The 23148-nt window shown below is 69.3% G+C and carries 19 protein-coding genes and 1 riboswitch; of the genes, 14 read left to right on the top strand and 5 right to left on the bottom strand.

All coding sequences use genetic code 11. The features are described from left to right. The first annotated feature begins 201 nt into the window (after positions 1-201). The 3 genes from SROS_RS44235 (at position 202) to panD (ending at position 2604) form a co-directional block, all read left to right on the top strand. The gene (locus tag SROS_RS44235; protein ID WP_012895508.1) at positions 202-1092 is read left to right on the top strand and encodes a Rossmann-like and DUF2520 domain-containing protein; all 891 of its coding nucleotides are present in this window, start codon (positions 202-204) and stop codon (positions 1090-1092) included. Further along, positions 1083-1940 carry a pantoate--beta-alanine ligase gene (panC, locus tag SROS_RS44230; protein ID WP_012895507.1) on the top strand — a complete coding sequence of 286 codons (858 nt, stop codon included), beginning with the start codon at positions 1083-1085 and terminating at the stop codon, positions 1938-1940. Before SROS_RS44235 ends, panC begins: the two co-directional genes overlap by 10 nt. 235 nt (positions 1941-2175) lie before the next feature. Continuing rightward, positions 2176-2604, top strand: a complete 429-nt coding sequence (gene panD, locus SROS_RS44225) for an aspartate 1-decarboxylase (RefSeq protein WP_012895506.1) — start codon at positions 2176-2178, stop codon at positions 2602-2604. A 94-nt stretch (positions 2605-2698) separates the two neighbouring features. Here panD and SROS_RS44220 read toward each other — a convergent pair whose 3' ends face one another. Beyond that, positions 2699-3790, bottom strand: coding sequence for a hypothetical protein (locus SROS_RS44220; protein WP_012895505.1), 1092 nt, complete (start codon positions 3788-3790; stop codon positions 2699-2701). Between the two features lie 315 nt (positions 3791-4105). Between SROS_RS44220 and SROS_RS44215 the strand changes: the two genes are divergently transcribed. From SROS_RS44215 to lysX, 3 genes are read left to right on the top strand one after another with little or no spacing between them, the layout of a single operon-like run. After that, positions 4106-6697 carry an L-aspartate oxidase gene (locus SROS_RS44215; RefSeq protein WP_012895504.1) on the top strand — a complete coding sequence of 864 codons (2592 nt, stop codon included), beginning with the start codon at positions 4106-4108 and terminating at the stop codon, positions 6695-6697. Continuing rightward, complete coding sequence (locus tag SROS_RS44210; protein WP_012895503.1) at positions 6697-7479, top strand: type III pantothenate kinase; 783 nt, start codon at positions 6697-6699, stop codon at positions 7477-7479. Before SROS_RS44215 ends, SROS_RS44210 begins: the two co-directional genes overlap by 1 nt. Positions 7480-7503: 24 nt before the next feature. After that, complete coding sequence (gene lysX / locus SROS_RS44205) at positions 7504-9006, top strand: bifunctional lysylphosphatidylglycerol synthetase/lysine--tRNA ligase LysX (RefSeq protein WP_012895502.1); 1503 nt, start codon at positions 7504-7506, stop codon at positions 9004-9006. 462 nt (positions 9007-9468) lie between these two features. Here lysX and SROS_RS46770 read toward each other — a convergent pair whose 3' ends face one another. After that, complete coding sequence (locus tag SROS_RS46770) at positions 9469-10143, bottom strand: TetR/AcrR family transcriptional regulator (protein WP_169369513.1); 675 nt, start codon at positions 10141-10143, stop codon at positions 9469-9471. Between the two features lie 218 nt (positions 10144-10361). Between SROS_RS46770 and SROS_RS44195 the strand changes: the two genes are divergently transcribed. Continuing rightward, positions 10362-10562 (top strand): LuxR C-terminal-related transcriptional regulator, encoded by a 201-nt coding sequence (locus SROS_RS44195; protein ID WP_031157992.1) that lies wholly within the window; start codon positions 10362-10364, stop codon positions 10560-10562. Between the two features lie 205 nt (positions 10563-10767). Here the strand turns inward: SROS_RS44195 and SROS_RS54155 are convergent, their stop codons facing one another. Next, complete coding sequence (locus SROS_RS54155; RefSeq protein WP_012895500.1) at positions 10768-11733, bottom strand: C40 family peptidase; 966 nt, start codon at positions 11731-11733, stop codon at positions 10768-10770. A 92-nt stretch (positions 11734-11825) separates the two neighbouring features. Then, positions 11826-11975, bottom strand: a riboswitch (cyclic di-AMP (ydaO/yuaA leader). 485 nt (positions 11976-12460) lie between these two features. Between SROS_RS54155 and SROS_RS44185 the strand changes: the two genes are divergently transcribed. From SROS_RS44185 to SROS_RS44165, 6 genes are all read left to right on the top strand, one after another. After that, entirely contained in the window at positions 12461-12970 is a 510-nt protein-coding gene (locus tag SROS_RS44185) for an amino-acid N-acetyltransferase (protein WP_043658269.1), read from the top strand. Positions 12971-13210: 240 nt separating this feature from the next. Beyond that, positions 13211-14554 (top strand): RDD family protein, encoded by a 1344-nt coding sequence (locus SROS_RS46765; protein WP_012895498.1) that lies wholly within the window; start codon positions 13211-13213, stop codon positions 14552-14554. 311 nt (positions 14555-14865) lie between these two features. Continuing rightward, complete coding sequence (locus tag SROS_RS50555) at positions 14866-15213, top strand: hypothetical protein (protein ID WP_148269415.1); 348 nt, start codon at positions 14866-14868, stop codon at positions 15211-15213. A gap of 658 nt (positions 15214-15871) precedes the next feature. Beyond that, positions 15872-16204 (top strand): histone-like nucleoid-structuring protein Lsr2, encoded by a 333-nt coding sequence (locus SROS_RS44175; RefSeq protein ID WP_012895497.1) that lies wholly within the window; start codon positions 15872-15874, stop codon positions 16202-16204. Positions 16205-16469: 265 nt separating this feature from the next. After that, positions 16470-18977 carry an ATP-dependent Clp protease ATP-binding subunit gene (locus SROS_RS44170; RefSeq protein WP_012895496.1) on the top strand — a complete coding sequence of 836 codons (2508 nt, stop codon included), beginning with the start codon at positions 16470-16472 and terminating at the stop codon, positions 18975-18977. A 357-nt stretch (positions 18978-19334) separates the two neighbouring features. Next, positions 19335-20285: a TIM barrel protein gene (locus SROS_RS44165; protein ID WP_012895495.1), complete on the top strand. Its 951-nt coding sequence runs from the start codon at positions 19335-19337 to the stop codon at positions 20283-20285. Between the two features lie 56 nt (positions 20286-20341). Here the strand turns inward: SROS_RS44165 and SROS_RS44160 are convergent, their stop codons facing one another. Continuing rightward, a complete protein-coding gene (locus SROS_RS44160) occupies positions 20342-21217 on the bottom strand; it encodes an HhH-GPD family protein (protein ID WP_012895494.1) in 876 nt (291 codons plus the stop codon). Positions 21218-21329: 112 nt separating this feature from the next. On the opposite strand from SROS_RS44160, the gene SROS_RS44155 reads away from it, so the two are divergent. Then, positions 21330-21995: a hypothetical protein gene (locus SROS_RS44155; RefSeq protein ID WP_012895493.1), complete on the top strand. Its 666-nt coding sequence runs from the start codon at positions 21330-21332 to the stop codon at positions 21993-21995. A gap of 15 nt (positions 21996-22010) precedes the next feature. Here the strand turns inward: SROS_RS44155 and disA are convergent, their stop codons facing one another. Beyond that, positions 22011-23096 carry a DNA integrity scanning diadenylate cyclase DisA gene (disA, locus tag SROS_RS44150; protein ID WP_012895492.1) on the bottom strand — a complete coding sequence of 362 codons (1086 nt, stop codon included), beginning with the start codon at positions 23094-23096 and terminating at the stop codon, positions 22011-22013. Positions 23097-23148 lie beyond the last annotated feature (52 nt).

Here is a 23148-nt window from a genome sequence, read left to right as displayed (position 1 = left end):
GTCACCTGGGCAAGGAGCCCAGGCGGTCGAAGGACGGGACGTCGTGACTCCTCCACTCCCTGAAGGGAGTGGCTTCTCGCTCTCCTCAGCCGAGGTGGGCGACGGACAAGCCCTACCCGTTTCGGATGAAAGAACGCTGATGAAGCGATTCCCCTGGCGGATAACCCCGGCAGTTCGCTCGCTAGATCTGATGGGCATCTGATGGACACACGTGATCGCCCGGCACGGCTGGCCGTCGGAGTGGTCGGCGCGGGCCGGGTCGGCTCGGCACTCGGCGCCGCGCTCGCGCGAGCGGGCCATCGAGTCGTCGCCGCGAGCGGGGTCTCCGACTCCTCCAGGGAACGAGCGGCGGAGCGGCTCGGCCTGACACCCACCCGCCCCGAGGACGTGGTGTCGAAATCCGACCTCATCCTCCTGACGGTCCCCGACGACGTCCTGCCCGACCTGGTCTCCGGCCTGGTCGGCACCGGCGCCGACCTGCGGGGCAAGCTGGTGGCCCACACCAGCGGCGCGTACGGCCTGGCGGTGCTGAACCCGGCGATCAAGGCGGGGGCGCTCCCGCTGGCCCTCCACCCGGTGATGACCTTCACCGGCAGGGACGACGACCTCCGCCGGCTCGTCGGCATCTCCTACGGCGTCACCGCGCCCGACCCGCTCCGCCCGGTGGCCGAGGCGCTGGTCATCGAGATGGAGGGCGAGCCGGTCTGGATCGAGGACGAGGACCGGGCGCTCTACCACGCGGCCCTGGCGGGAGCGGCCAACCACATGGTGACGCTCGTCGCGGAGTCCTCCGAGCTGCTGGAGAAGATCGGCGTGGAGCAGCCGGGCCGGATGCTCGGCCCGCTGCTGGGCGCCGCCCTGGAGAACGTGCTGCGGCTCGGCATCGCCGGGCTGACCGGCCCGGTGGTGCGCGGAGACGCGGGGACCGTCCGCAAGCACGTGGACGCGCTGATCCTGGCCGCCCCCGAGGCCGCGGACGCCTATGTGGCCCTCGCTAGGCTCACGGCGGACCGGGCGCTGGCGGCCGGGCTGCTCAAGCCCGAGGCCGCCGAGCGCCTCCTGGACGCCCTGGGAGGCAACATATGGACGTGATCGTGGCGGGTGACCGCGCCGAGCTGGCCGAGGCGAGGCGGGCCCTGGGGATCGGCGGGCCGGCATCCCCGGGGAAGGCCGCCCTGGCGCTGGTGCCGACCATGGGCGCGCTGCACGAGGGGCACCGTTCGCTCATGCGGCTGGCCGGCGAGCACGCCGAGCACGTGGCCGTGAGCATCTTCGTGAACCCGCTGCAGTTCGGCCCCGGCGAGGACTTCTCCCGCTATCCCCGCACGTTCGACGACGACCTGGAGGTCTGCGCCGCGGAGGGCGTGAGCATGGTGTTCGCCCCCGCCGCCGAGGACATGTATCTGCCGGACCGGCAGGTCGGCGTCTCGGCGGGGAAGATGGGCGCGGTCGTCGAGGGGGCGTTCCGGCCGGGGCACCTCGACGGCGTGCTGACCGTGGTGCTCAAGCTGTTCAACCTGGTCCGGCCGGACGTGGCGGTGTTCGGGCAGAAGGACGCCCAGCAGCTCGCGATGATCCGCCGGATGGTCGCCGACCTCGACCTGCCGATCTCCGTCGTCGGGGCGCCCACGATCAGGGAGGCCGACGGCCTGGCGCTGTCCAGCCGCAACCGCTACCTGTCCCCGCAGGACCGCCAGGCGGCGCTGGCCCTGTCCCGGGCCCTGTTCGCGGGGGCCGGGCAGCGGACCCCGGGGGAGATCCGGCGGGTCGCGCGTGCCGTGCTGGCGGAGGAGCCCTCGGTGGCCGTCGACTACCTGGTCCTGGTGGACCCGGCGACCTTCGCGGAGGTCGGCGAGGGCCACACGGGCGAGGCGATCCTCGCCGTGGCCGCAAGGGTCGGCTCGACCAGGCTGATCGACAACGTGACGATCGGCCTCTAGGGACAGCCGGGCTTCAGGGACGGCGGGTCTTCAGAGGTGACCGGGCTTCAGAGGTGACCGGGCTTCAGCGGTGGCCGGGCTTCAGGGACGGCCGGCACCGAGACCGGCTTTCAGCGGTGACCGGGCTTCGGGGGTTCGGGGGCGGAAGCACTGCGGCGTTTCCGGGGTGTCGGATATATTCCGCGCAGGCGTGCACGCCACCAGGCGGCGCGACCGAGTGAGAGGTGATCGACACATGCTCCGCACCATGCTCACGTCCAAGATCCATCGTGCCACCGTCACCCAGGCCGACCTGCACTACGTGGGATCGCTGACCGTCGACGAGGATCTGCTGGACGCGGCGGGCCTGCTCCCCGGCGAACAGGTCCACGTGGTGGACATCGACAACGGCGCCCGGCTGGTGACCTACACGATCGCGGGCCCCCGCGGTTCCGGGATCATCGGCATCAACGGCGCGGCCGCCCGCCTCGTCCACCAGGGCGACCTGGTGATCATCATCGCGTACGGCCAGCTCGACGACGCCGAGGCGCGGACCTTCCGGCCCAGGGTCGTCCACGTCGACGGTGGCAACCGGATCGTCGAGCTCGGCCACGACCCCGCCTCGGCCCCGGAGCCCGTCACCGATCTCCTGCGCGGTGACGTGCTCCACCGGCCGGCGGGCTGAGAGCCTTTTTCGCGGGGAGACGCGTGGGCGGCGGAGCGGAGGGCCCTCCAGCGCCTCTCAACCCCTCCCACCGCCCGTATGCGGACGGGCTCCGTCAGTACACCGGCTCGCCGGAGTCCAGAGGCCGGTTGTAAGTGATCATGGAATCCCAGTAGTCGCTGCCGTCCTTGAGCCCATCACCCTTGTAGGCGCTCTTCGCGTCTTCGCTACGGGGGGTGGGGACGATGGTCTCGATCTCTGCGGGAAGCATGTCGTAGGCGGCTTTCACGTACTGGTTGAGGTCGCGCAGGTAGTCGCGGGCGCGGTCGTGCGCGCCGCCGCCCGACGGGAGCAGCCAGTCCGGCAGGTCGTCGTCGAACTCCCAGTCGCCCAGCTTGACCACGGATTCGAAGTTCACCTGATATCGGTGGATCACGTTGGCCAGCCAGATGATCGTTTCGCCGGTCGTGCCGACAGAGTGGGCCAGCGCCCTGGCGGTGGCGTGCACCTTGCGGAAGGCGTCCAGGGCGAGTTCGGCCGGCTCGCCCCGCCAGGCGCCGGCCAGCTGCCTGGCGTGCTCCTCGACGAGGGACTGCAGGCTGGTCAACCACGTGGCCAGATCGGCGCACGCGCAGCCCTTGCGCAGCATGCTCGTCACATCGATGCTGGACAGCATGGACTTGATCTTGGGCGCGTCATAGTCCGAGACGTCGTCCCCTGGCCACCCCTCCTTCGTGGGCGAGGTCTGGTGGCGGACGCCTGCGCCGTTGACGGTGTATCGCAGCACGGAGATGTTCTTGTCGAAGACGCTGTCGGCCATGGCGTAGTTCGCCGAGGTCGCGAAGATCATGTTGCCGAAGCTGTCGTAACTCTCCAGGGCGAACTGGGTTCCGTCCGTGACACGGCCGCCGATGAGCCCCAGCGTCCACTGGAGTGCCCTGAACGCAGTCCAGTCCAGCCAGGCCAGGGAGTCGAGCTCCGTGATCATGTCGAGGTGGCCGACCTCGACGGCCATGTCCCTCCAGGGCTTCAGGGCGGAGGATTCGTAGCCGCGCGCGCCGTCCACCTCCATCGTGATCGCGTCACCGACCTTCCTGAGGCCGGCGGTGTCGACGTCGATGTCCGTGTGGGGGGAGGGCCACGAGCGGGAGAGCTCGGGCCCGCCGTCCCACTCTCGCCACTGTTGCGATTCTGGTTCACGCGTCACGGCGACGCCTCCGCTGCGATGGGTTGGGGATGATCATCGACTACATGCATGTTATGTAGGGCGGTTGCGTGCATGTCAACGACAGGTGAATAAAGATCAAGAAAATCACGAGTCCTGGAAGTGGCCGGCCCGACGTCGCAGATCTTCGAACATGCGCCCCAGGGAGTCCCGGTGGCCGCGGCGGGCTCTCGGCCCGCGCCCCCGCGACCCGCCGGCGGATGAGGTCGCCGCCCACCGGCCTCGCCGGGGAACGGACTCGACAGGGCCCCCGGGGAAGAAGCACGACGGCGCGCACGTTATCGTCAGGTTGACGAAATGAAGCCTCTCAACCCCCGCGAGGAGACGGTCATGGCGATCCCTGCCATTCCCCAGAGGTTGACCGCGCCCGCCCCGGGCTGGACGGTCGAGGCCGACGTGGTCGTGGTGGGATCCGGCATCGCGGGGCTGACCCTGGCGCTGCGGTACGCCGGTCTCGACCCCGAGGCGAAGGTCCTGGTCGTCACCAAGGACGTGCTGTCGTCGGGATCCACCCGCTGGGCGCAGGGCGGGATCGCCGCCGTGCTCGACCCGCAGGACACCCCGGCCGAGCACCTGTCCGACACGCTCGTCGCGGGGGTCGGCCTCTGCGACGAGGAGGCCGTACGGGTCCTGGTGACCGAGGGGCCCGGTGCGCTGCGCGGGCTGATCGCGGCGGGCGCCCGGTTCGACACCGACGACTCGGGAGAGCTCCAGCTCACCCGGGAGGGCGGCCACCGGCGCAACCGCATCGTGCACGCGGGCGGGGACGCCACCGGCGCGGAGGTGCAGCGGGCGCTCGTCCAGGCCCTCCGGGAGTCGTCGATCGAGGTGATCGAGCACGCGCTCGTGCTCGACCTCCTGAAGGACGCCGGCGGCCGGGCCGCCGGGGTGACCCTGCACGTCATGGGCGAGGGCGAGCGCGACGGCGTGGGCGCGGTCAGGGCCGGGGCCGTGGTGCTGGCCACCGGTGGCATGGGCCAGGTCTACGCGGCCACCACCAACCCCGTCGTCTCGACCGGAGACGGGGTGGCGCTGGCGCTGAGGGCCGGCGCCGTCGTCAGGGACCTGGAGTTCGTCCAGTTCCACCCGACCGTGCTCTGGCTCGGCGAGGACTCCACCGGCCAGCAGCCGCTGATCTCCGAGGCGGTCCGCGGCGAGGGCGCGGTGCTGGTCGACGCCGAGGGCGTCCGCTTCATGAAGGACGTCCACGAGCTCGCCGACCTCGCGCCCCGCGACGTCGTGGCCAAGGCGATCATGCGGCGGATGCGCGAGACCGGCGCCGACCACATGTATCTCGACGCCCGTCACTTCGGCGAGGAGAAGTGGCGCACCCGCTTCCCGACGATTCACGCGGTCTGCCGGGAACACGGCATCGACCCGGTCACCCAGCCCATCCCGGTCGCCCCGGCCGCCCACTACGCCAGCGGTGGCGTCCGTGCCGACCTGCACGGCCGTACCAGCGTGCCGGGCCTGTACGCCTGCGGCGAGGTGGCCTGCACCGGCGTGCACGGCGCCAACCGGCTGGCCTCGAACTCGCTGCTCGAAGGCCTGGTCTTCGCCGAGCGGATCGCCGCCGACATCCACGCCGTACGGCGGGCCGCATCCCCGGCCGCCGTACGGCCCGCGCCGGGCGAGCCGGCGGCCGACGACCGGCCCACCGGCCTGGTCGACCCCAGGGCCAGGCCCAGGATCCAGGGGCACATGAGCCGGGGGGCGAGCGTGCTGCGCGGCCAGGACTCCCTGAACGAGGTCGCCAGGGCGCTGGTGAGCACCCGGTGGACCCCGGTGGCGGTCGAGCCGTGCACCGAGTCATGGGAGGCGACCAACCTGCTGACGGTCGCGTCGGCACTGGTGGAGGCCGCCCGTAATCGCGAGGAGACCCGCGGGTCGCACTGGCGCGAGGACTTCCCCGAACGGAACGATGCCTGGTGGCTGGGCCACCTCGACGTGACTCTGACAGCGGAGGGAATGACCATGACGTACGTGCCGCACGGACAGCGCGCGACCGTGCTACCGCCCCGGGTGGAGACGGACCTGATCGAGGCGGGGCTCGACCCTGCCACGGTGACGGCCCTCTTCAGGGTCGCCGAGGACGAGGACCTCCAGGCCCCGGGCGACGTCACCAGCCTCGCCACCATCCCGGCCGGGCAGACCGACACCGCCGACGTGGTGGCCCGCGCGGACGGGGTGGTCTCCGGGCTCGCCGTCGCCGAAGGCGCGTTCTCCCACCTCAGCCAGGGCCGCCTCACGGCCGAGCGGCTGGTCAAGGACGGCGAGCGCGTCACCCGGGGCGACGTGCTGATGACCGTCACCGGCCCCACGCGGGACCTGCTGACCGCCGAGCGGACCGCGCTCAACCTGCTCACCCACCTGTCCGGCATCGCGACCCTCACCGACCGCTGGGTCCGGGCGGTGGAGGGGACCGGGGCGCGGATCAGGGACAGCCGCAAGACGCTGCCCGGGCTGCGGGCCCTGGAGAAGTACGCCGTGCGGTGCGGGGGCGGGGCCAATCACCGCATGTCGCTTTCGGACGCGGCGCTGATCAAGGACAATCACGTGGTGGCCGCGGGTGGGGTGGCCGAGGCGTTCCGGGCGGTGCGCGACGCCTACCCCGGCCTGCCGATCGAGGTCGAGGTCGATCGGATCGACCAGATCGAGCCGGTGCTCGCCGAGGGAGCCGAGGAGATCCTGTTGGACAATTTCACCGTGGACGACCTGGTGCTGGCCGTACGGCTGGTGGACGGCAGGGCGCGGCTGGAGTCCAGCGGCGGGCTGACCCTGGACACCGCCCGTGATGTGGCCGAAACAGGCGTTGACTACCTTGCGGTGGGTGCGCTCACCCACTCGGCGCCGGCTCTTGACATCGCATTGGACCTTCGGGGGAATTGATGCTGCTCGCCATCGACGTCGGTAACACGCACACCGTTCTCGGCCTGTTCGAGGGCGACGAGGTCATCGAGCACTGGCGGATCGCCACCGACGCCCGGCGCACGGCCGACGAGATAGCCGTCGTGCTGCAGGGGCTGCTCGGGCAGTCGCCGCTGCTGAAAGGCGCCGACGTCGACGGCATAGCGCTCTGCTCCACGGTGCCGTCGGTGCTCAACGAGATGCGCGAGATGTGCCGCCGCTACTACGGCGACGTCACCGCGGTGATCGTCGAGCCCGGCATCCGGACCGGGGTGCCGGTCAGGATGGACAACCCGAAGGAGGTCGGCAGCGACCGGATCGTCAACGCGCTGGCGGCCATCCAGCTGTACGGCGGGCCGTGCATCATCGTCGACTTCGGCACCGCGACCTCCTTCGACGCGGTCTCCGCCAAGGGCGAGTACATCGGCGCGGTGACGGCCCCCGGCATCGAGATCTCGGTGGACGCGCTGGCCGCGGCCGGGGCGCAGCTGCACAAGGTGGAGCTGATCCGGCCCCGGTCGGTGATCGCCAAGAACACGGTCGAGGCGCTCCAGTCGGGCATCATCTACGGGTTCGCCGGCCAGGTCGACGGGATCGTCGAGCGGATGGCGGCCGAGCTGGCCGACGACCCGGACGACGTCACCGTCGTCGCGACCGGCAGCGCGGCGCCGCTCGTGGTCAGCGAGGCGCGCTCGATCGACGTGCACGAGCCGTGGCTCACACTGATCGGTCTCCGGCTGATCTATCACCGCAACACCGCTTAGCACGGACATCGGTAACCTTGCCCTGTGACCGATGAAGTGACGAACCCAGCCGAGGATCTGCCCGAGCAGATGCGCGTGCGCCGGGAGAAGCTCGACCGCCTCCGTTCCGAGGGCGTCGACCCCTACCCGGTGAATTTCCCGCGCACCGCGACCAACGGCGAGATCCGTGAGAAATACGCCGATCTCGCCGCTGACACCGCGACCGGCGACCGGGTCGGCGTCACCGGACGGGTCATGCTGTCCAGGACCGGAGGCAAGCTCTGCTTCGCCACGATCCGGGACGGCTCCGCCGACCTCCAGGTCATGATCTCCCTGGACAAGGTGGGCGAGGAGTCCCTGGCGGCGTGGAAGCGCGACGTCGACCTCGGCGACCACGTCGGCATCGAGGGCGAGGTCATCACCTCCCGCCGGGGCGAGCTGTCCATCCTCGCCGACCGCTGGGCGATCACCTCCAAGTGCCTGCGCCCGCTGCCGGAGAAGCACGCCGGGCTCACCGACCCCGAGGCGCGGGTCCGCCAGCGCTACCTGGACCTCATCGTCAACGACGAGGCGCGGAAGATGGCCTACACCCGTAGCGCCGTCGTGCGGGCGATGCGTGACTTCTGGCACGGTGAGGGCTACCTCGAGGTCGAGACGCCGATGCTCCAGCCGATCCACGGCGGCGCGACGGCCCGGCCGTTCAAGACCCACATCAACGCCTACAGCATGGAGCTCTACCTCCGCATCGCGATCGAGCTCTACCTCAAGCGGCTCGTGGTGGGCGGCATCGAGAAGGTCTTCGAGATCAACCGCAACTTCCGCAACGAGGGCGCGGATGCCACCCACAACCCCGAGTTCACCATGCTCGAGGCCTACGGCACGTATCTCGACTACAACGACATGGCCGACCTGACCCAGCGGATGATCCAGAGCGCGGTCGTGGCCGCGCTCGGCCACTCCGTGGTGACCCACGAGGGCCAGGAGATCGACCTGGGCCTGCCGGAGTGGCCGAGGATCACCCTCTACGGGTCGGTCTCGGAGGCGCTGGGCGAGGAGATCACCACCGAGACGCCGCTGGAGCACGTCCGCAAGCACGCCGACGCGCACGAGATCCACTGGGACCCGAAGTGGGGCCAGGGCAAGCTCGTCCAGGAGATCTTCGAGGCGCTCGTCGAGCACACCCTCATCCAGCCCACGTTCGTCATGGACTATCCGCTGGAGACCTCCCCGCTGACCCGCCAGCATCGGGACAACCCGCTCCTCACCGAGAAGTGGGACCTGATCGGCTTCGGCACCGAGCTCGGCACCGCCTACTCGGAGCTGGTCGACCCGGTCGAGCAGCGCCGCCGCCTCACCGAGCAGTCCCTGCTCGCCGCGGGCGGCGACCCCGAGGCCATGCAGCTTGACGAGGACTTCCTGACCGCCCTGGAATACGCGATGCCGCCCACCGGTGGCATGGGGCTCGGCGTGGACCGTCTCGTCATGGCCTTCACCGGCAAGAACATCCGCGAGACCATCCTGTTCCCGCTGGTCAAGCCGGCGGGCTGAGCCCGCGGGCAGCCGGTGCCGCGCGGCGGGAGACTCAGCTCTCCCCGCCGGGCGGCACCGACTTCCCACGCCGTGCCTCCGTACGGCGGTGCCGGGCCGGTCCGGCCGGACCCGGGTGCCGCCGTCGGAGGACGGCGGCACGAGCGCGTCCGCGCGGCGTGCGCCCACGGCGTGCGCTCACGCCTCCGCGGAGCCCGCGCACCGGGTGGCCGCGCTCCCACGGAGCCCGTACGGCGCGCGGGCGGAACGGGGGCGGAGGGACACTCCCCTGGAGGCCGGCGGCCCTTCAGGTGCCTCATGGCGGGTCTCCCGGCGTTGCCCACGGCCGGTCTCCCGGCGCGTCCGGTGCCCACGGCGGGTCTCCCGGCGCGTCCGGTGCCCATGACGGGTCTCCCGGCCCTTCAGTGCCTCACGGTGGCTCTCCCGGCGTGTCCGGTGCTTAGGGCGGGTCTCCCGGCGTGTTCACGAGGACCTCCCGGCGTGCTTACGGCCGGCCTCCCGGCATGCCGGCCGCGGGGGCTGCGGCGGGTTGGCGGCCGCCGGTCCGGGAGGGTGGGCGAGTCCGGCCGTAAGCCAGCGCAGCGCCTCGGCGAACAGTTCGGACGGCACCGCGGCGCGGTCGACGCGGCGCTGCGTGACGAGCCCTTCGAGGAGCCCGATGATCGCGGTCGAGACGGCGACCGGGTCGTGCGCGGCGCAGTGCGGGGCCACCAGGCGGGCGACGGCCGTACGGGGAGCCCGCCAGTGGGCCGCCAGACGGTCGAGCAATTCCGGACGGGTCAGCGCGTAGCGCAGAAACTCCATTTCCAGTGTGCTCCATACCGTGTGGCGATCGGCGATCTCGGCCAGATACTCACCGAGCGCGGCGAAAACGGTCTGGTCCTCCTCCCATTGGGAGGCGATTTCCTCGACGCTGTCAAGGCGGTGGGCGGCGTGCTCGTCGAAGAGAGTGAGGAACAACTCATCTTTCCCGGCGAAATGGGAGTAGAGGGCACCGACCGTGTGGCCCGCCCTGGAGGCGATCTCGTCGACGGAGGCCCCAGCGAAACCTTGTTCTGCGATGACTTCGGCGGCCGCGGCCAGCAGGCGGTTGCGGGTGCGCGCCTTGGCTTGGCCGCGACTTAACCGCAAAGGCACCGACATATCATGAGTACTTCACGTAGCGCCCGCTATGTCAATAGCGCTCGCCGCCTCTATGAAGAGGGGAACTTGACGACCTTTGAACAAGGCGTTTACCGTTCCTGACGGGCGACATTGATATCCAACATACTCACGCCTGAGTTCCAGTGCGGGGGGAGCGACTCTAGATGGCATATCCAGAAGTGGATTCCCGTCGCGGCGACAGCCTCCTGGGCATGGGCGAGATCGGTCTCAGTGACGAAGATCTCGTGCTCCTGGCAGAGCTTGCCAAGGGCGTCACCGTGGACCGGGTGGGTCGTCGCCTCGACATCAGCGGCCGGACCGTCCGGCGCAGGCTCCGCGGAATCTGCGACCGCATCGGCGTCGCCACGGCGATCGAAGCCGTGGCCTGGGCGGCTCGCCGCCGCCTGATCTAGCCGCGGGGTCCGTCGCCCGGTCTGTCCTGGTCGCGCGCTCCGCCGCGGTCCGACCGGATCGGGTGGTCCGCGGTCTGTCGTGGCCGCGTGGTCCGTCGCACTCCGATCCGATCGGACGGTCCACCGTCCGGTCTGGTCGGGCGGACCTTCGCCCGTCTGACCGGACGGTCCGCCCGTCTGATCGGGCGGGCCTTCGCCCTCCGGTTCAGTCCGCGACCCGCACGCCACCGGCGAAGGGCCGGTTGTCGATCGAGGCGATGTGGATGACGTCGCCGGTCCGGGGCGCGTGGACCATCAGGCCGGCGCCGATGTAGATGCCGACGTGGTGCAGGTCGTTGTAGAAGAAGACGAGGTCACCGGGGCGCAGCTCGTCCCTGGAGATGTGGGTGCCCGCGGTCCACTGGTCACCGGTGTAGTGCGGCAGGCTGATGCCGACCTTCTGGTAGGCCCACATGACCAGGCCGGAGCAGTCGAAGGAGTTGGGGCCCTCGGCGCCCCAGACATACGGCTTGAGCTGCTGGGAGAGTGCCCAGCGGGCGGCCTCGGCGGCCTTGCCGCTGCCGACGATCGGCACGCTGATCTTCACCCGGCTGCCCCGGCTGTTGGACTTGGCCCGGCTGCGCACCTCGCTGAACAGGTCGCTCTCGACCTTGTCGACGAGCCCTTCGATCTTGGTGCGCTTGGTGCCGATCTCCGACAGGAGGTCCTTGACCTCGGTGGTCCGGGCCTTGGCGCTGGCCTGCGCCCGCTCGGCGGCCTCGATCGCCCGGGCGACCTGGGCGACCTCCTCGCTCTGCTGCTGCTGGAGGGCGTAGTTCGTGGTGGCCTGGTCGAGGAAGGTGTCGGGATCGGTCGGCTGGCTGAAGACCATGGCGGCGCCCAGACCTCCCGACATGTAGGAGCTCTGCGCGAGGAGGGTGGCCTTGGCGCGCCGGGACGCCAGCTCGGACTCGCTGACGGCGAGGGTCTTCTTGGCGCTCGCGGCGGCGCGCTGCGCCTGCTTGAGCTTGACGCGCTCGCCGTTGTACTGCTCGGTGAGCGTTTCGATGTCGGTGTGCAGCTTCTCGACCTGCTTGGCCAGCTCCGGAAGGCTGGGCTTCGGGTCGGCGGTGGCCGCGACGACAGGGGTGCCGAGGGTCAGGGAGGCGAAGGCCAGTCCGATGAGCGCCATCCGGCGGGTGAGTCCACGCGGGGCGTGTTCTCGACGGCGGGCATGTCTGCCCGTGTTTTTCCCCCCACGGTCACGCGTGCGCTTCACCAACAGGCTCCTCTCTCGGCCGCCTACCGGGTTAGCTGACGGGTTCGGGCCGGAGGTAGCCCTACCGAGGGTGCGGGGGCACCTCGGATTCACCCCAGGGGACTAAAGGGTGGGTCCCCGGTTCCCCGGGTCCGGGGATTCGGCGGTTCAGCGCTTTAACGTCGCTGACATCGAGCACGGACATTAGTGCAATTGGAGGTTCATGCTCAACCAGAACTACAAACTCGGTAGAGCTTTCACAACCGGAATGTCACAAGAAGATCACACATCTCCATGATCAACATGTGCATTACGCTGGTTTTATGTGCTCTCGGTCAAGGGGAGGTGGAGGTCTTCGCAGCTCCAGGACCATGCGAAAGGCGAGTTTTGGCCCGTCACCGGCGCCCGCGGCCCAGCGTCATGGCGTGACTACCATCTGTCATCTGTTGGCCGTGGGGCGTGAGTTAAGGGTGAGCCGTAATTCGCGCGTGCCGAGGACGTACGCTGATCGGTTATGGAGCAGGTTGCGGAGCATTCCCCCACCCCGGCCGTTCGCGACACCGAGATCGCGGGACGACGCGCAGTGGCCGGGGGCGGAGACGTGGACGCGGAACGGGACCCGCGGGACCGCCCGGCGGACGCGGCGGAGGCCGCGGCCGAGATCACGGTACGGCGCGCCCGCACTCCGGACGTGCGCGCCATCCGGCGGCTCGTCGACACCTACGGGGGAGCCGGCCCGCGCCTTCTGGAGAAGGCCACGGTCACCCTGTACGAGGACATCCAGGAATTCTGGGTGGCCGAGCGGGCGGGCGCCGTCGTGGGCTGCGGGGCGCTGCACGTGCTCTGGGAGGACCTCGCCGAGATCCGCACCGTCGCCGTCGACCCCGCCTGCCGAGGGCTGGGCATCGGCCACCGGATCGTCTCGGAGCTCATCCGCACCGCCGGCGGGCTCGGGCTCCGGCGGGTCTTCTGCCTCACTTTCGAGGTCGGCTTCTTCGCCCGGCACGGCTTCCGTGAGATCCAGGGCACGCCCGTCGCACCGGAGGTCTACGCCGAACTTCTCGCCTCATATGACGAGGGCGTCGCGGAGTTCCTCGACCTGGAGCACGTCAAGCCGAACACCTTGGGAAACACCCGAATGCTGCTCCACCTGACCCGGGATCGCGACTGACGTGACCTTGACGGTTACCGATCAGAAAGATGACTGTTGATACCTATGTCGATACCTTGTGCTGCAGCAAGCATGTGAGTCTCACGTATGCCACATGCGCCGTCGAAGTAGTGAGGTGACGCGGTGAGCACCGGACAGCCGCCGTATCAGGATGATCCCGACCGCGATCGCACACCGTCGGGGCAGCCAGAGTACGGACAGCACAATGCGGGTCGAGCCCCTGGCGAACATGACCCTGACATGACAATTGTGGGATATCGATCGGAGACCTCACAGCCGCACACCGGTCCGGGCCAGACCCAGCCCGGTTACGGGCAGCAGGGGTACGGCCAGCAGCCGGGTTACGGGCAGCAGCAGGGCTACGGTCAGCAGGGGACCGGCGCCTACGGGCAGCAGCCGGCCTACGGCCAGCAGCCCTCCCAGGAGCAGTCCCCCTACGGCCAGCCTTCCCAAGAGCAGTCGCCTTACGGGCAGCAGGCCTCCCAGCCGGGCTACGGCCAGCAGCCGGGTTACGGGCAGCAGCAGGGCTACGGTCAGCAGGGGACCGGCGCCTACGGGCAGCAGCCGGCCTACGGCCAGCAGCCCTCCCAGGAGCAGTCCCCCTACGGCCAGCAGGCCTCCCAGCCGGGTTACGGGCAGCAGCAGGGCTACGGTCAGCAGGGGACCGGCGCCTACGGGCAGCAGCCGGCCTACGGCCAGCAGCCCTCCCAGGAGCAGTCCCCCTACGGCCAGCCTTCCCAGGAGCAGTCGCCTTACGGTCAGCAGCCTTCCCAGGAGCAGTCGCCCTACGGGCAGCAGGCCTCCCAGCCGGGTTACGGCCAGCAGCAGGGTTACGGTCAGCAGGGGACCGGCGCCTACGGGCAGCAGCCGGCCTACGGCCAGCAGCCCTCCCAGGAGCAGTCCCCCTACGGCCAGCCCTCCCAGCCGGGCTACGGCCAGCAGCAGGCCTACGGTCAGCAGCAGGCGTACGGCCAGCAGCAGGCGTACGGCCAGCAGCAGGCCTACGGCCAGCAGGTCCCCGCCTACGGCCAGGGGTACGCGCCGCAGGGCGCGATGCCCCCGGGTGTGCCCGCGCCGCTCGCGGAGTGGTGGCAGCGTCTGGTGGCCCGCATCATCGACCTCCTGATCGTCGGCATCCCCGCGGGCATCCTCGGCTTCGTGGTCTCGCTGCCGTTCGCGCCGTCGTTCGATCCGGCAACCTACGCCGTCAGCGGCAGCGCCGCCCTCTCGACGCTGGTGAGCTCGCTCATCATCGCTCTGGCCCTCATCGGCTACGAGATCTTCATGCTGGGGCGCAACGGCACCACGCTCGGCAAGCAGATCATGGGCATCAGGGTCGTCCGGCTGGGTGGCCAGCTCGCCGGCGGCATCGACACGGGCAGCGCGGCCAAGCGGGCCCTCGTGCTGTTCGGCTCCTACATCATCAACGCGTTCGCCGGCCTCCTGGGCTGGCTCGGCCTGCTGGTGAATTTCGTGGTGGGCATTTTCCTGCTGGTGGACGTGCTGTGGCCGTTGTGGGACAAGCCCCTGCAGCAGGCTCTGCACGACAAGGTGGCCGGGACGGTCGTCGTCAAGACCAAGTAGTTCCGTGAATATCGGGGCCGGCGGGATGAACCGCCGGTCCCGATTTCATGCGCGGGTGAGAAAAACAGGCGTCGTAACGGTGTTCGGCCGCAGTGCGATGGAAGCGCAAACCCATACGCGCCGCCGGGAGGAACGTTATGGCAGCCTCCCCGGGCCCCGCCGCCGACAATCCCGGTCAACCGGCGCCCCCATCGCCCGCGAGAGGCTATGAGAGGCCAATGGGCGGCCGGTCGCCGCCGCCGAGAGTTCCCGGACCGGCGGCCGAATGGCGGGAGCGCCCGCCCGCCGTCATCGCCGGCGGTTCCGTCTCCGTGACGCTCTACCGGATTCTCTCCTTCTACGCGCGCCTTCCGCACCCGTCTTCTCGGCCCGCCTTCTACGCCGCCTTCCGGGCCATCCGTCCGGTGGGCGAAGGCGTTCTCGCCGATCCGGGGCCGGGCTCCGCGGTGTTGCCGGGGTTGTTGGCACGCCTGATCGCGTTTGGTGGTTATACGGGCTACGACTATGTCCCGCATGCCGGAGGCGGACGTACTCTTGGTAAGAAAGCGATGAAGATCCGCCTTGTTCCCTACGATGGTGTTGCGCCGCGAGCCGCCGGCCCGATGAAGCGGGCAGCTCTCCAACCGGGTGTTCTCATCACGGCGGGCATTCCGTGGTGAAGCTCGGGGAAGCGGTCCTCGGCTCCGGGGTAAGTCCGTTCGTCCTTGTCCACAGGCTCTTTGAGCAGGGGCTTCGCGGCCGGATGGCGGGGGCGCGGGGTTCCGGGACCCGGAGCGGCATTGGTTTTCCGGCAAAGTTGATCATCGCGTGATCGCTCTGTCGGTTTTTTCCGAGCAGCTTTACGGAGTGCAACCGGTAAGACGGCTGGAGAGAAGCATTAAGGTAGTGAAGGGCCGACATGGCCGCCCCGGTGACGTGCGCTGCTCGACGGTGACGCTATGGTCATGTGTGGGTGGATCCAGAGTGATCGAGCGAGCCCCCGGCGCGGCCGGGGATGCCGCCGCCAAAAATTCCATGGTCCCCAGAATGTCATCCCCGGTACGGAGCGAGGACGAATGAGCGACGTATTGTCCGCGTTGATACCTCCAGCGGTCGTCGGCGGGGCCTTCATCTACGGAGTGGTCAAGCTTCTTCGTAGTGAAGCCGCCGGCCGCCGTCCGGCAAAACGGCGGGATCGGGCTGAGTCGCAGAACAGCTGATCCACTCGCCGTCTGGGTTCCCGGCGAGAATCGCCGGGCTCCCGGAATTGCCGCTCTCCGATTGCGGGTATATGTTTAGCTAGCGAATGAAACAATACTCCGCGAAAGGATTGCGTAGATGGCCAAGCAGATCCAGGAGATTCTCATCGACGACCTCGATGGGGGCGAGGCCAATGAGACTGTCGCCTTCGCGATTGACGGCACCAGCTATGAGATTGACCTGAGTGACGTAAACGCGAAGAAGCTCCGCGACTCCCTGTCGCCTTTCGTGCAGAGTGCTCGCCGTTCCGGCGCGCTGGCCCCTCGTCGCCGCCGTGCAGGTGGCGCCCGGGCACTGACGCGGGAGAAGAGCGCCGACATCCGGGCATGGGCGAAGTCGCACGGCCTTAATGTCAGCGAGCGCGGTCGAATCGCCTCCAAGATCGTCGAGCAGTACGAAGCGGCTCACTAGATCGTTGAATCATGCGGTTATGGCGGCCACGGTGGGGTCCGGTGGCGGCCATGACCGCATGACGCGTTTGAGTGGCCGATAAACGTCGTTCGCTTGCGGCGTATCGGGAACATCCCACCCCCTGTAAGTAGTTGGATGGAGGGTGAACGCCCTGCTCTCGGGGAACGTCTTCTGCATAGAGCGGTCGCCGGGTCGGGGCTACCATGCGGGATGACAGGGCCCGGACATCCCGGACCTGCCTGACCGCTCTGTGAGGAGCGACGAGATGTTCGAGAGGTTCACCGACCGCGCACGGCGGGTTGTCGTCCTGGCTCAAGAAGAGGCCCGGATGCTCAACCACAACTACATCGGTACGGAGCACATCCTTCTTGGTCTGATCCACGAAGGTGAAGGCGTTGCCGCCAAGGCTCTGGAGAGCCTCGGCATCAGTCTTGAAGGTGTGCGTCAGCAGGTCGAGGAGATCATCGGCCAGGGACAGTCTGCGCCGTCGGGGCACATTCCCTTCACCCCGCGCGCGAAGAAGGTCCTTGAGCTGTCGCTCCGCGAGGCCTTGCAGCTGGGACACAACTACATCGGCACCGAGCACATCCTGCTCGGCCTCATCCGTGAGGGCGAGGGCGTCGCCGCCCAGGTGCTGGTGAAGCTGGGCGCGGATCTCAACCGCGTGCGGCAGCAGGTCATCCAGTTGCTCCACGGCTACCAGGGCAAGGAGCCGGCCGCCGCGGGCGGCCCGCAGGAGGCCGCGCCGTCGACCTCCCTTGTGCTGGACCAGTTCGGCCGCAACCTGACGCAGGCCGCCCGTGAGGGCAAGCTCGACCCGGTCATCGGCCGGGAGAAGGAGATCGAGCGGGTCATGCAGGTCCTCTCCAGGAGGACCAAGAACAACCCCGTCCTGGTGGGTGAGCCCGGTGTCGGCAAGACCGCCGTCGTCGAAGGGCTGTCCCAGAAGATCGTCAAGGGCGAGGTCCCGGAGACGCTCAAGGACAAGCAGCTCTACACCCTGGACCTGGGCGCGCTGGTGGCGGGCTCCCGCTACCGCGGTGACTTCGAGGAGCGCCTGAAGAAGGTCCTCAAGGAGATCCGCACCCGTGGCGACATCATCCTGTTCATCGACGAGCTCCACACACTCGTCGGTGCGGGTGCCGCCGAGGGCGCGATCGACGCCGCCAGCATCCTCAAGCCGATGCTGGCCCGCGGTGAGCTGCAGACCATCGGGGCGACCACCCTCGACGAGTACCGCAAGCACCTGGAGAAGGACGCCGCGCTCGAGCGCCGCTTCCAGCCGATCCAGGTGGCCGAGCCCAGCCTCAGCCACACGATCGAGATCCTCAAGGGCCTGCGCGACCGTTACGAGGCGCACCACCGGGTCTCCATCACCGACGGCGCCCTCGTGGCCGCCGCGCAGCTCGCCGACCGCTACATCAGCGACCGGTTCCTGCCCGACAAGGCGATCGACCTCATCGACGAGGCCGGCTCGCGCATGCGCATCCGCCGCATGACCGCGCCGCCGGACCTGCGTGAGTACGACGAGAAGATCGCCAACGTGCGGCGCGACAAGGAGTCCGCGATCGACGCGCAGGACTTCGAGAAGGCCGCCGCGCTGCGCGACCAGGAGAAGCAGCTCCAGCTCAAGCGCGAGCGCCGCGAGAAGGAGTGGAAGGCCGGCGACATGGACGTCGTCGCCGAGGTCACCGAGGAGCTCATCGCCGAGGTCCTCGCCACGGCCACCGGCATCCCGGTCTTCAAGCTCACCGAGGAGGAGTCCCAGCGACTGCTCCGCATGGAGGACGAGCTGCACAAGCGGATCATCGGCCAGGACGACGCCATCAAGGGTCTGTCCCGCTCGATCCGCCGTACGCGCGCCGGTCTGAAGGACCCGCGCCGTCCGGGTGGCTCGTTCATCTTCGCCGGTCCGTCCGGTGTCGGTAAGACCGAGCTCTCCAAGGCGCTGGCCGAGTTCCTGTTCGGGGACGAGGACGCGCTGATCATGCTGGACATGTCCGAGTTCATGGAGAAGCACACCGTCTCCCGGCTCTTCGGCTCTCCTCCCGGCTACGTCGGATACGAGGAGGGTGGCCAGCTCACCGAGAAGGTGCGGCGCAAGCCGTTCTCCGTGGTCCTCTTCGACGAGATCGAGAAGGCCCACCCCGACATCTTCAACTCGCTGCTGCAGATCCTGGAGGACGGTCGCCTGACCGACGCCCAGGGCCGCGTGGTGGACTTCAAGAACACCGTCATCATCATGACGACCAACCTCGGCACCCGCGACATCTCCAAGGGGCAGGGCGTCGGGTTCGCGAAGTCCAACGACACCGAGTCGAACTACGACCGGATGAAGTCCAAGGTCCAGGAGGAGCTCAAGCAGCACTTCCGGCCCGAGTTCCTCAACCGTGTCGACGACATCGTGGTCTTCCACCAGCTCACGCCGAAGGAGATCATCAAGATCGTGGACCTGATGCTCGCGCAGGTGGGCGAGCGTCTGAAGGACCGCGACATGGGTCTGGAGGTCACCCAGGACGCCAAGCAGTTGCTGGCCGACCGTGGCTACGACCCGGTGATGGGCGCCCGTCCGCTCCGCCGCACCATCCAGCGTGAGCTGGAGGACTCGCTGTCGGAGAAGATCCTGTACGGCGAGCTCCGTCCCGGTCAGATCGTCAAGATCAGCATCGAGGGCGAAGGCGACAACGCGAAGTTCGTCTTCGTGGGTGAGGCCGCGCCTGCCGACCAGGTTCCGGACTCGGCGGCCGCCATCGCGGAGCCGATCCAGAACTAGTTCCACAGGTAAAGAGAGACCCCGCCGTGAGGAGATTCACGGCGGGGTCTACTCATTTGTTATGCAATAAGGTATGCCGCCACCATAGGTAGTACTACACTCTGTAGAGTGAATCCGGCTCATCTCACCGAAGTGATCCACAAGTCGTACTGATTGCGGTGAGGGCGCCCCCGAGGTCAGCCCAGCGACGTACCGAGGAATCCACTCCGGGAGTGACGCGGAGATCGGTGCCCGTGCGGGATGCTCGGCGGGCCGGGCCGAGTTCCCGGCAGGGACGGCCTGTTGACCCATGACGCCACAACCACCGGCGTAGGGCAATCGAGGTCGCTTACACGGAGCACGCCTGGGAGGCATCGGATGCGTTTGCGGCACGAGGACGGGACGCTCGTTCACCTGTCCTACAACGCGGGCGTACATCCCGCTGAGGACCTGGAGAACCTGATAGCGCACCTGACCCGATACGCGGTCCCGGTGCGCAAGCGGCTCGGCGTGGAGCGGATGGGCGTGGGCCTCTGGCTCTCCCCGAGCGTCGCCGACCATCTCACCGCCGACCGGATCGAGCTGGTGCGCCTGCGCCGTTCCCTTGAGGAGCGCGGCCTGGAGGTCGTCAGCCTCAACGGCACCGGCGGGCGCAACCAGGACGCCCCCGGCCCCGACTGGGCGAAGCCCGAGCGTTACCGCTACACGATGGCGCTGGCCAAGATCCTCGCCTTCCTGCTGCCGGAGGACGTCCGGTTCGGAAGCATCTCCACCATTCCCATCGGCTGGCGCCGCGACTGGCCGGCCGACCTGCACGCGATCGCCTCGCGCCGCCTGGAGCGCCTCTCCCGCGAGCTGCGCGGCCTCTACAGCGTCACCGGAAAGACGATCAGGGTCGGCTTCGAGCCGTGGCCCGGCTGCGTGCTGGAGACCACCAAGCAGGCACTGGAGCGGGTTGGCGACATCGACTCCGACCACCTCGGGGTCTGCCTGGACGCCTGCCACCTCGCCGGCGGCTCGGAGGAGCCCGGAGCCGCCCTGCGCGGCCTCGCGGCCGCCGGTGCCCCCGTGGTGAAGCTCGGCCACGTCCACAACCATGTGAGCGAGACCCGCCACGAGCTGCCGAGCACCCGCTCGGTCCTGGAGGACACCCTCACCGCCATGCTCTCCGGCGCGGTGAACGGCACCGCCCACATCGAGGTCGAGACCCACGACCTGGCCGTGCCGCTGCGGACCAGGGGCCCCGGCGCTCTGGTCGACATGCTCGCCGAGGAGCTCGACTGGGCCCGCACCAACCTCACCGCACTCGGCCTGCGCCTGGCCGCCTGAGCCACTCTCGGAGCCGCGCCGGGCGGTGGGCCGGACCCCTTCCCCTCGCGGACCGCTCACCCCGGAAGGCGGTAGGTGCCGTCGTCGAGGACCTCGGCCAGGCCGTCGGCGATCAGGCCGTCGAGGGCGCGCTCCCGCTGCGGGGCGATGTCCCAGACCACGTCGAGGGCGTCTTTGGGGACGGGGCCGTGAGCCTGGCGCAGGACGGCCAGGAGGCGGCCGCGGCACTGGCGGTCGGTTCCGGCGTAGGTCTGCCCCTTGCGGGCGGGGCCGTCGTAGGCCGGCTTGCCGGCCAGGCGCCAGGCGCACAGGTCGCCGATCGGGCAGTCGGCGCACCGGGGCGCGCGTGCCGTACAGACCAGAGCGCCCAGCTCCATGACGGCGACCGCCCATACGGGGGCGTCGTCGGCGCCTGGGAGCAGTGACTCGGCGAGCCGGCGCTCGGCGGACGTGGTGGCCTTCGGGGGATACTCCTCGCCCCGTACGGCCCGTGCCAGGACCCGGCGGACGTTGGTGTCGAGAACGGCGTGGCGGCCCTTGAAGGCGAAACTGGCCACCGCGGCCGCGGTGTACTCGCCGATGCCGGGGAGCGTCAGCAGGGTGGCGTGGTCGGAGGGGACCTCGCCGCCGTGGTGGTCGGTGATCGCCCGTGCGCAGGCGTGCAGGTTGAGGGCTCGGCGCGGGTAGCCCAGCCGGCCCCAGTGGCGTACGGCCTCACCGGGGGGCTCCTCGGCGAGGGCGGCGGCCGTGGGCCAGCGCTCCATCCACTCGGTCCAGACGGGCAGCACCCGGACCACCGGTGTCTGCTGCAGCATGATCTCGCTGACCAGGATCGACCAGGGGGAGGCGCCGGGGGTGCGCCAGGGGAGATCGCGGGCGCTCTCGGCATACCAGTCGAGAACGGGTTCCAGCAGGAGGTTCGACTCGGGCACCTCTCGACGATAGTGCCGAGCCGGAGCCTTTCCCTCCTCTTCGCCGGCTGAAACGGCAGGGGTAGCGGCGGGTCGTCCCTCATCACTCATGAGAAATCTTCATACTGTGTGTATGGATCCGGACACTTTCCGTAGCGATATAGGGGTGGACGTCTACTGGCGGCGTCGGATGGCCGCGCTCGTCGGTGTGCTCGTGGTGGTCGCCGTCGTGGCCTGGGCCTGCTCGTCGAGTGGGCCGGAGGACACGTCGAAGGTGCAGGCCCAGCTCGGCGGGTCGCCCACACCGGATCCGATAGTGACCGTGCTGCCCACGGTGACGGTCACCCCTTCGCCGAGCCCGACGACGACTTCCGGATCGGCCAAGGCGGCAGTCAGGGCCAAGCGGCCCGGCGACGCCTGCGAGTCTCCCGACCTCGTGCTGAACATGCAGGGCCAGGGCGACGTCTACGCGCCGGGCAGCCGGCCCCGGTTCATCCTGACGCTGGTGAACATCGGCAAGGTGACGTGCACGGCCGACGTCGGACCTCGGGCGATGGAGGTCCGCATCACCTCCGGCAGCGACCGGGTCTGGTCGTCGGCCGACTGCGTCAGCGGCGAGATCGACGACATCCGCAAGCTCGACCGCGGCATCCCGTACGTCCGGGAGATCCAGTGGGACCGCCGCCGGTCCGGCGGCGACTGCACGGCCGAGCGTGACGACGCCCTGGCGGGCACCTATGTGGCCGTGGTCCGCGGTCCGGGTCTGAAGAGCCGCAGGACCGTCTTCCACCTCCGTTAGGCCTTGCTCAAAGCGCTAGACGTAGCGCTCCAGGATGGAGGACTCGGCCAGCCGGGAGAGGCCCTCGCGGATGTGACGGGCCCTCGCCTCGCCGACCCCGCCCACCTCCTGAAGGTCGCCGATGCTGGCGGCCAGCAGTTTCTGCAGGCTGCCGAACTGGTCGACCAGCCGGTCGACCACCGTGCCCGGGAGGCGGGGGACCTTGGCCAGCAGGCGGTAGCCCCGGGGGCTCACCGGGCTGTCCAGGGCGTCGTTGCCCGAGTGGCCGAGAACCTGGGCGACGACGGAGAGGTCGAGCAGGTCGCTGGAGGACAGCTGGTCGAGATCGTGCAGGGCCTCGGCGAACTTGCGGGGACGACGGCCCGCCATCGGCAGGTAGTCGCGCACGATCAGCTCGCGGTCGGTCTCGGTCCCGGCCACCAGCTCGTCGAACTGCAGGGACAGCAGACGGCCGTCGGTGCCGAGCTCGACGACGTAACCGGCGATCTCCTCGGAGATGCGCCGGACCATCTCCAGCCGCTGGGCGACCACCGCGATGTCGCGGACCGTCACCAGATCCTCGATCTCCAGAGCCGACAGCGTGCCGGAGACCTCGTCCAGGCGGAGCTTGTAGCGCTCAAGGGTGGCCAGGGCCTGGTTGGCCCTGGAGAGGATCGCCGCCGACTCCTCCAGCACGTAGCGGAAGCCGTCCAGGTAGAGGGCGATGATCCGCATGGACTTGCTGAGGGAGATGACGGGCACGGACGTCTGCACCGCCACCCGCTGGGCGGTGCGGTGCCGGGTGCCCGACTCGTCGGTGGGGATGGACGGGTCGGGCATCAGGTGCACGGCCGCGCGCACGATCCTGAGGTCGCCCGCGTTCAGCACGATGGCGCCGTCCATCTTGGCGAGCTCGCGCAGCCGCGTCGCGGAGAACTCGACGTCCAGTTCGAACCCGCCGCTGCAGATCTCCTCGACCGTGCTGTCATGGCCCAGGACGATCAGACCGCCTGTGTGGCCGCGAAGGATGCGTTCGAGGCCGTCGCGTAGCGCGGTGCCCGGAGCGACCGCGGCGAGGACGGCCCTGCGACGCTCGTCGAGCCCTTTGTAGTTTGCTGGCACATGACCCCCGTGGTCTGCGTATCACGCTCAGCTTACCGGCGGAGGCCCCGGG

It is taken from the genome of Streptosporangium roseum DSM 43021, assembly GCF_000024865.1.
GTDB classification, from domain to species: domain Bacteria; phylum Actinomycetota; class Actinomycetes; order Streptosporangiales; family Streptosporangiaceae; genus Streptosporangium; species Streptosporangium roseum.
This window is presented reverse-complemented; position numbering and strand designations above follow the sequence as displayed.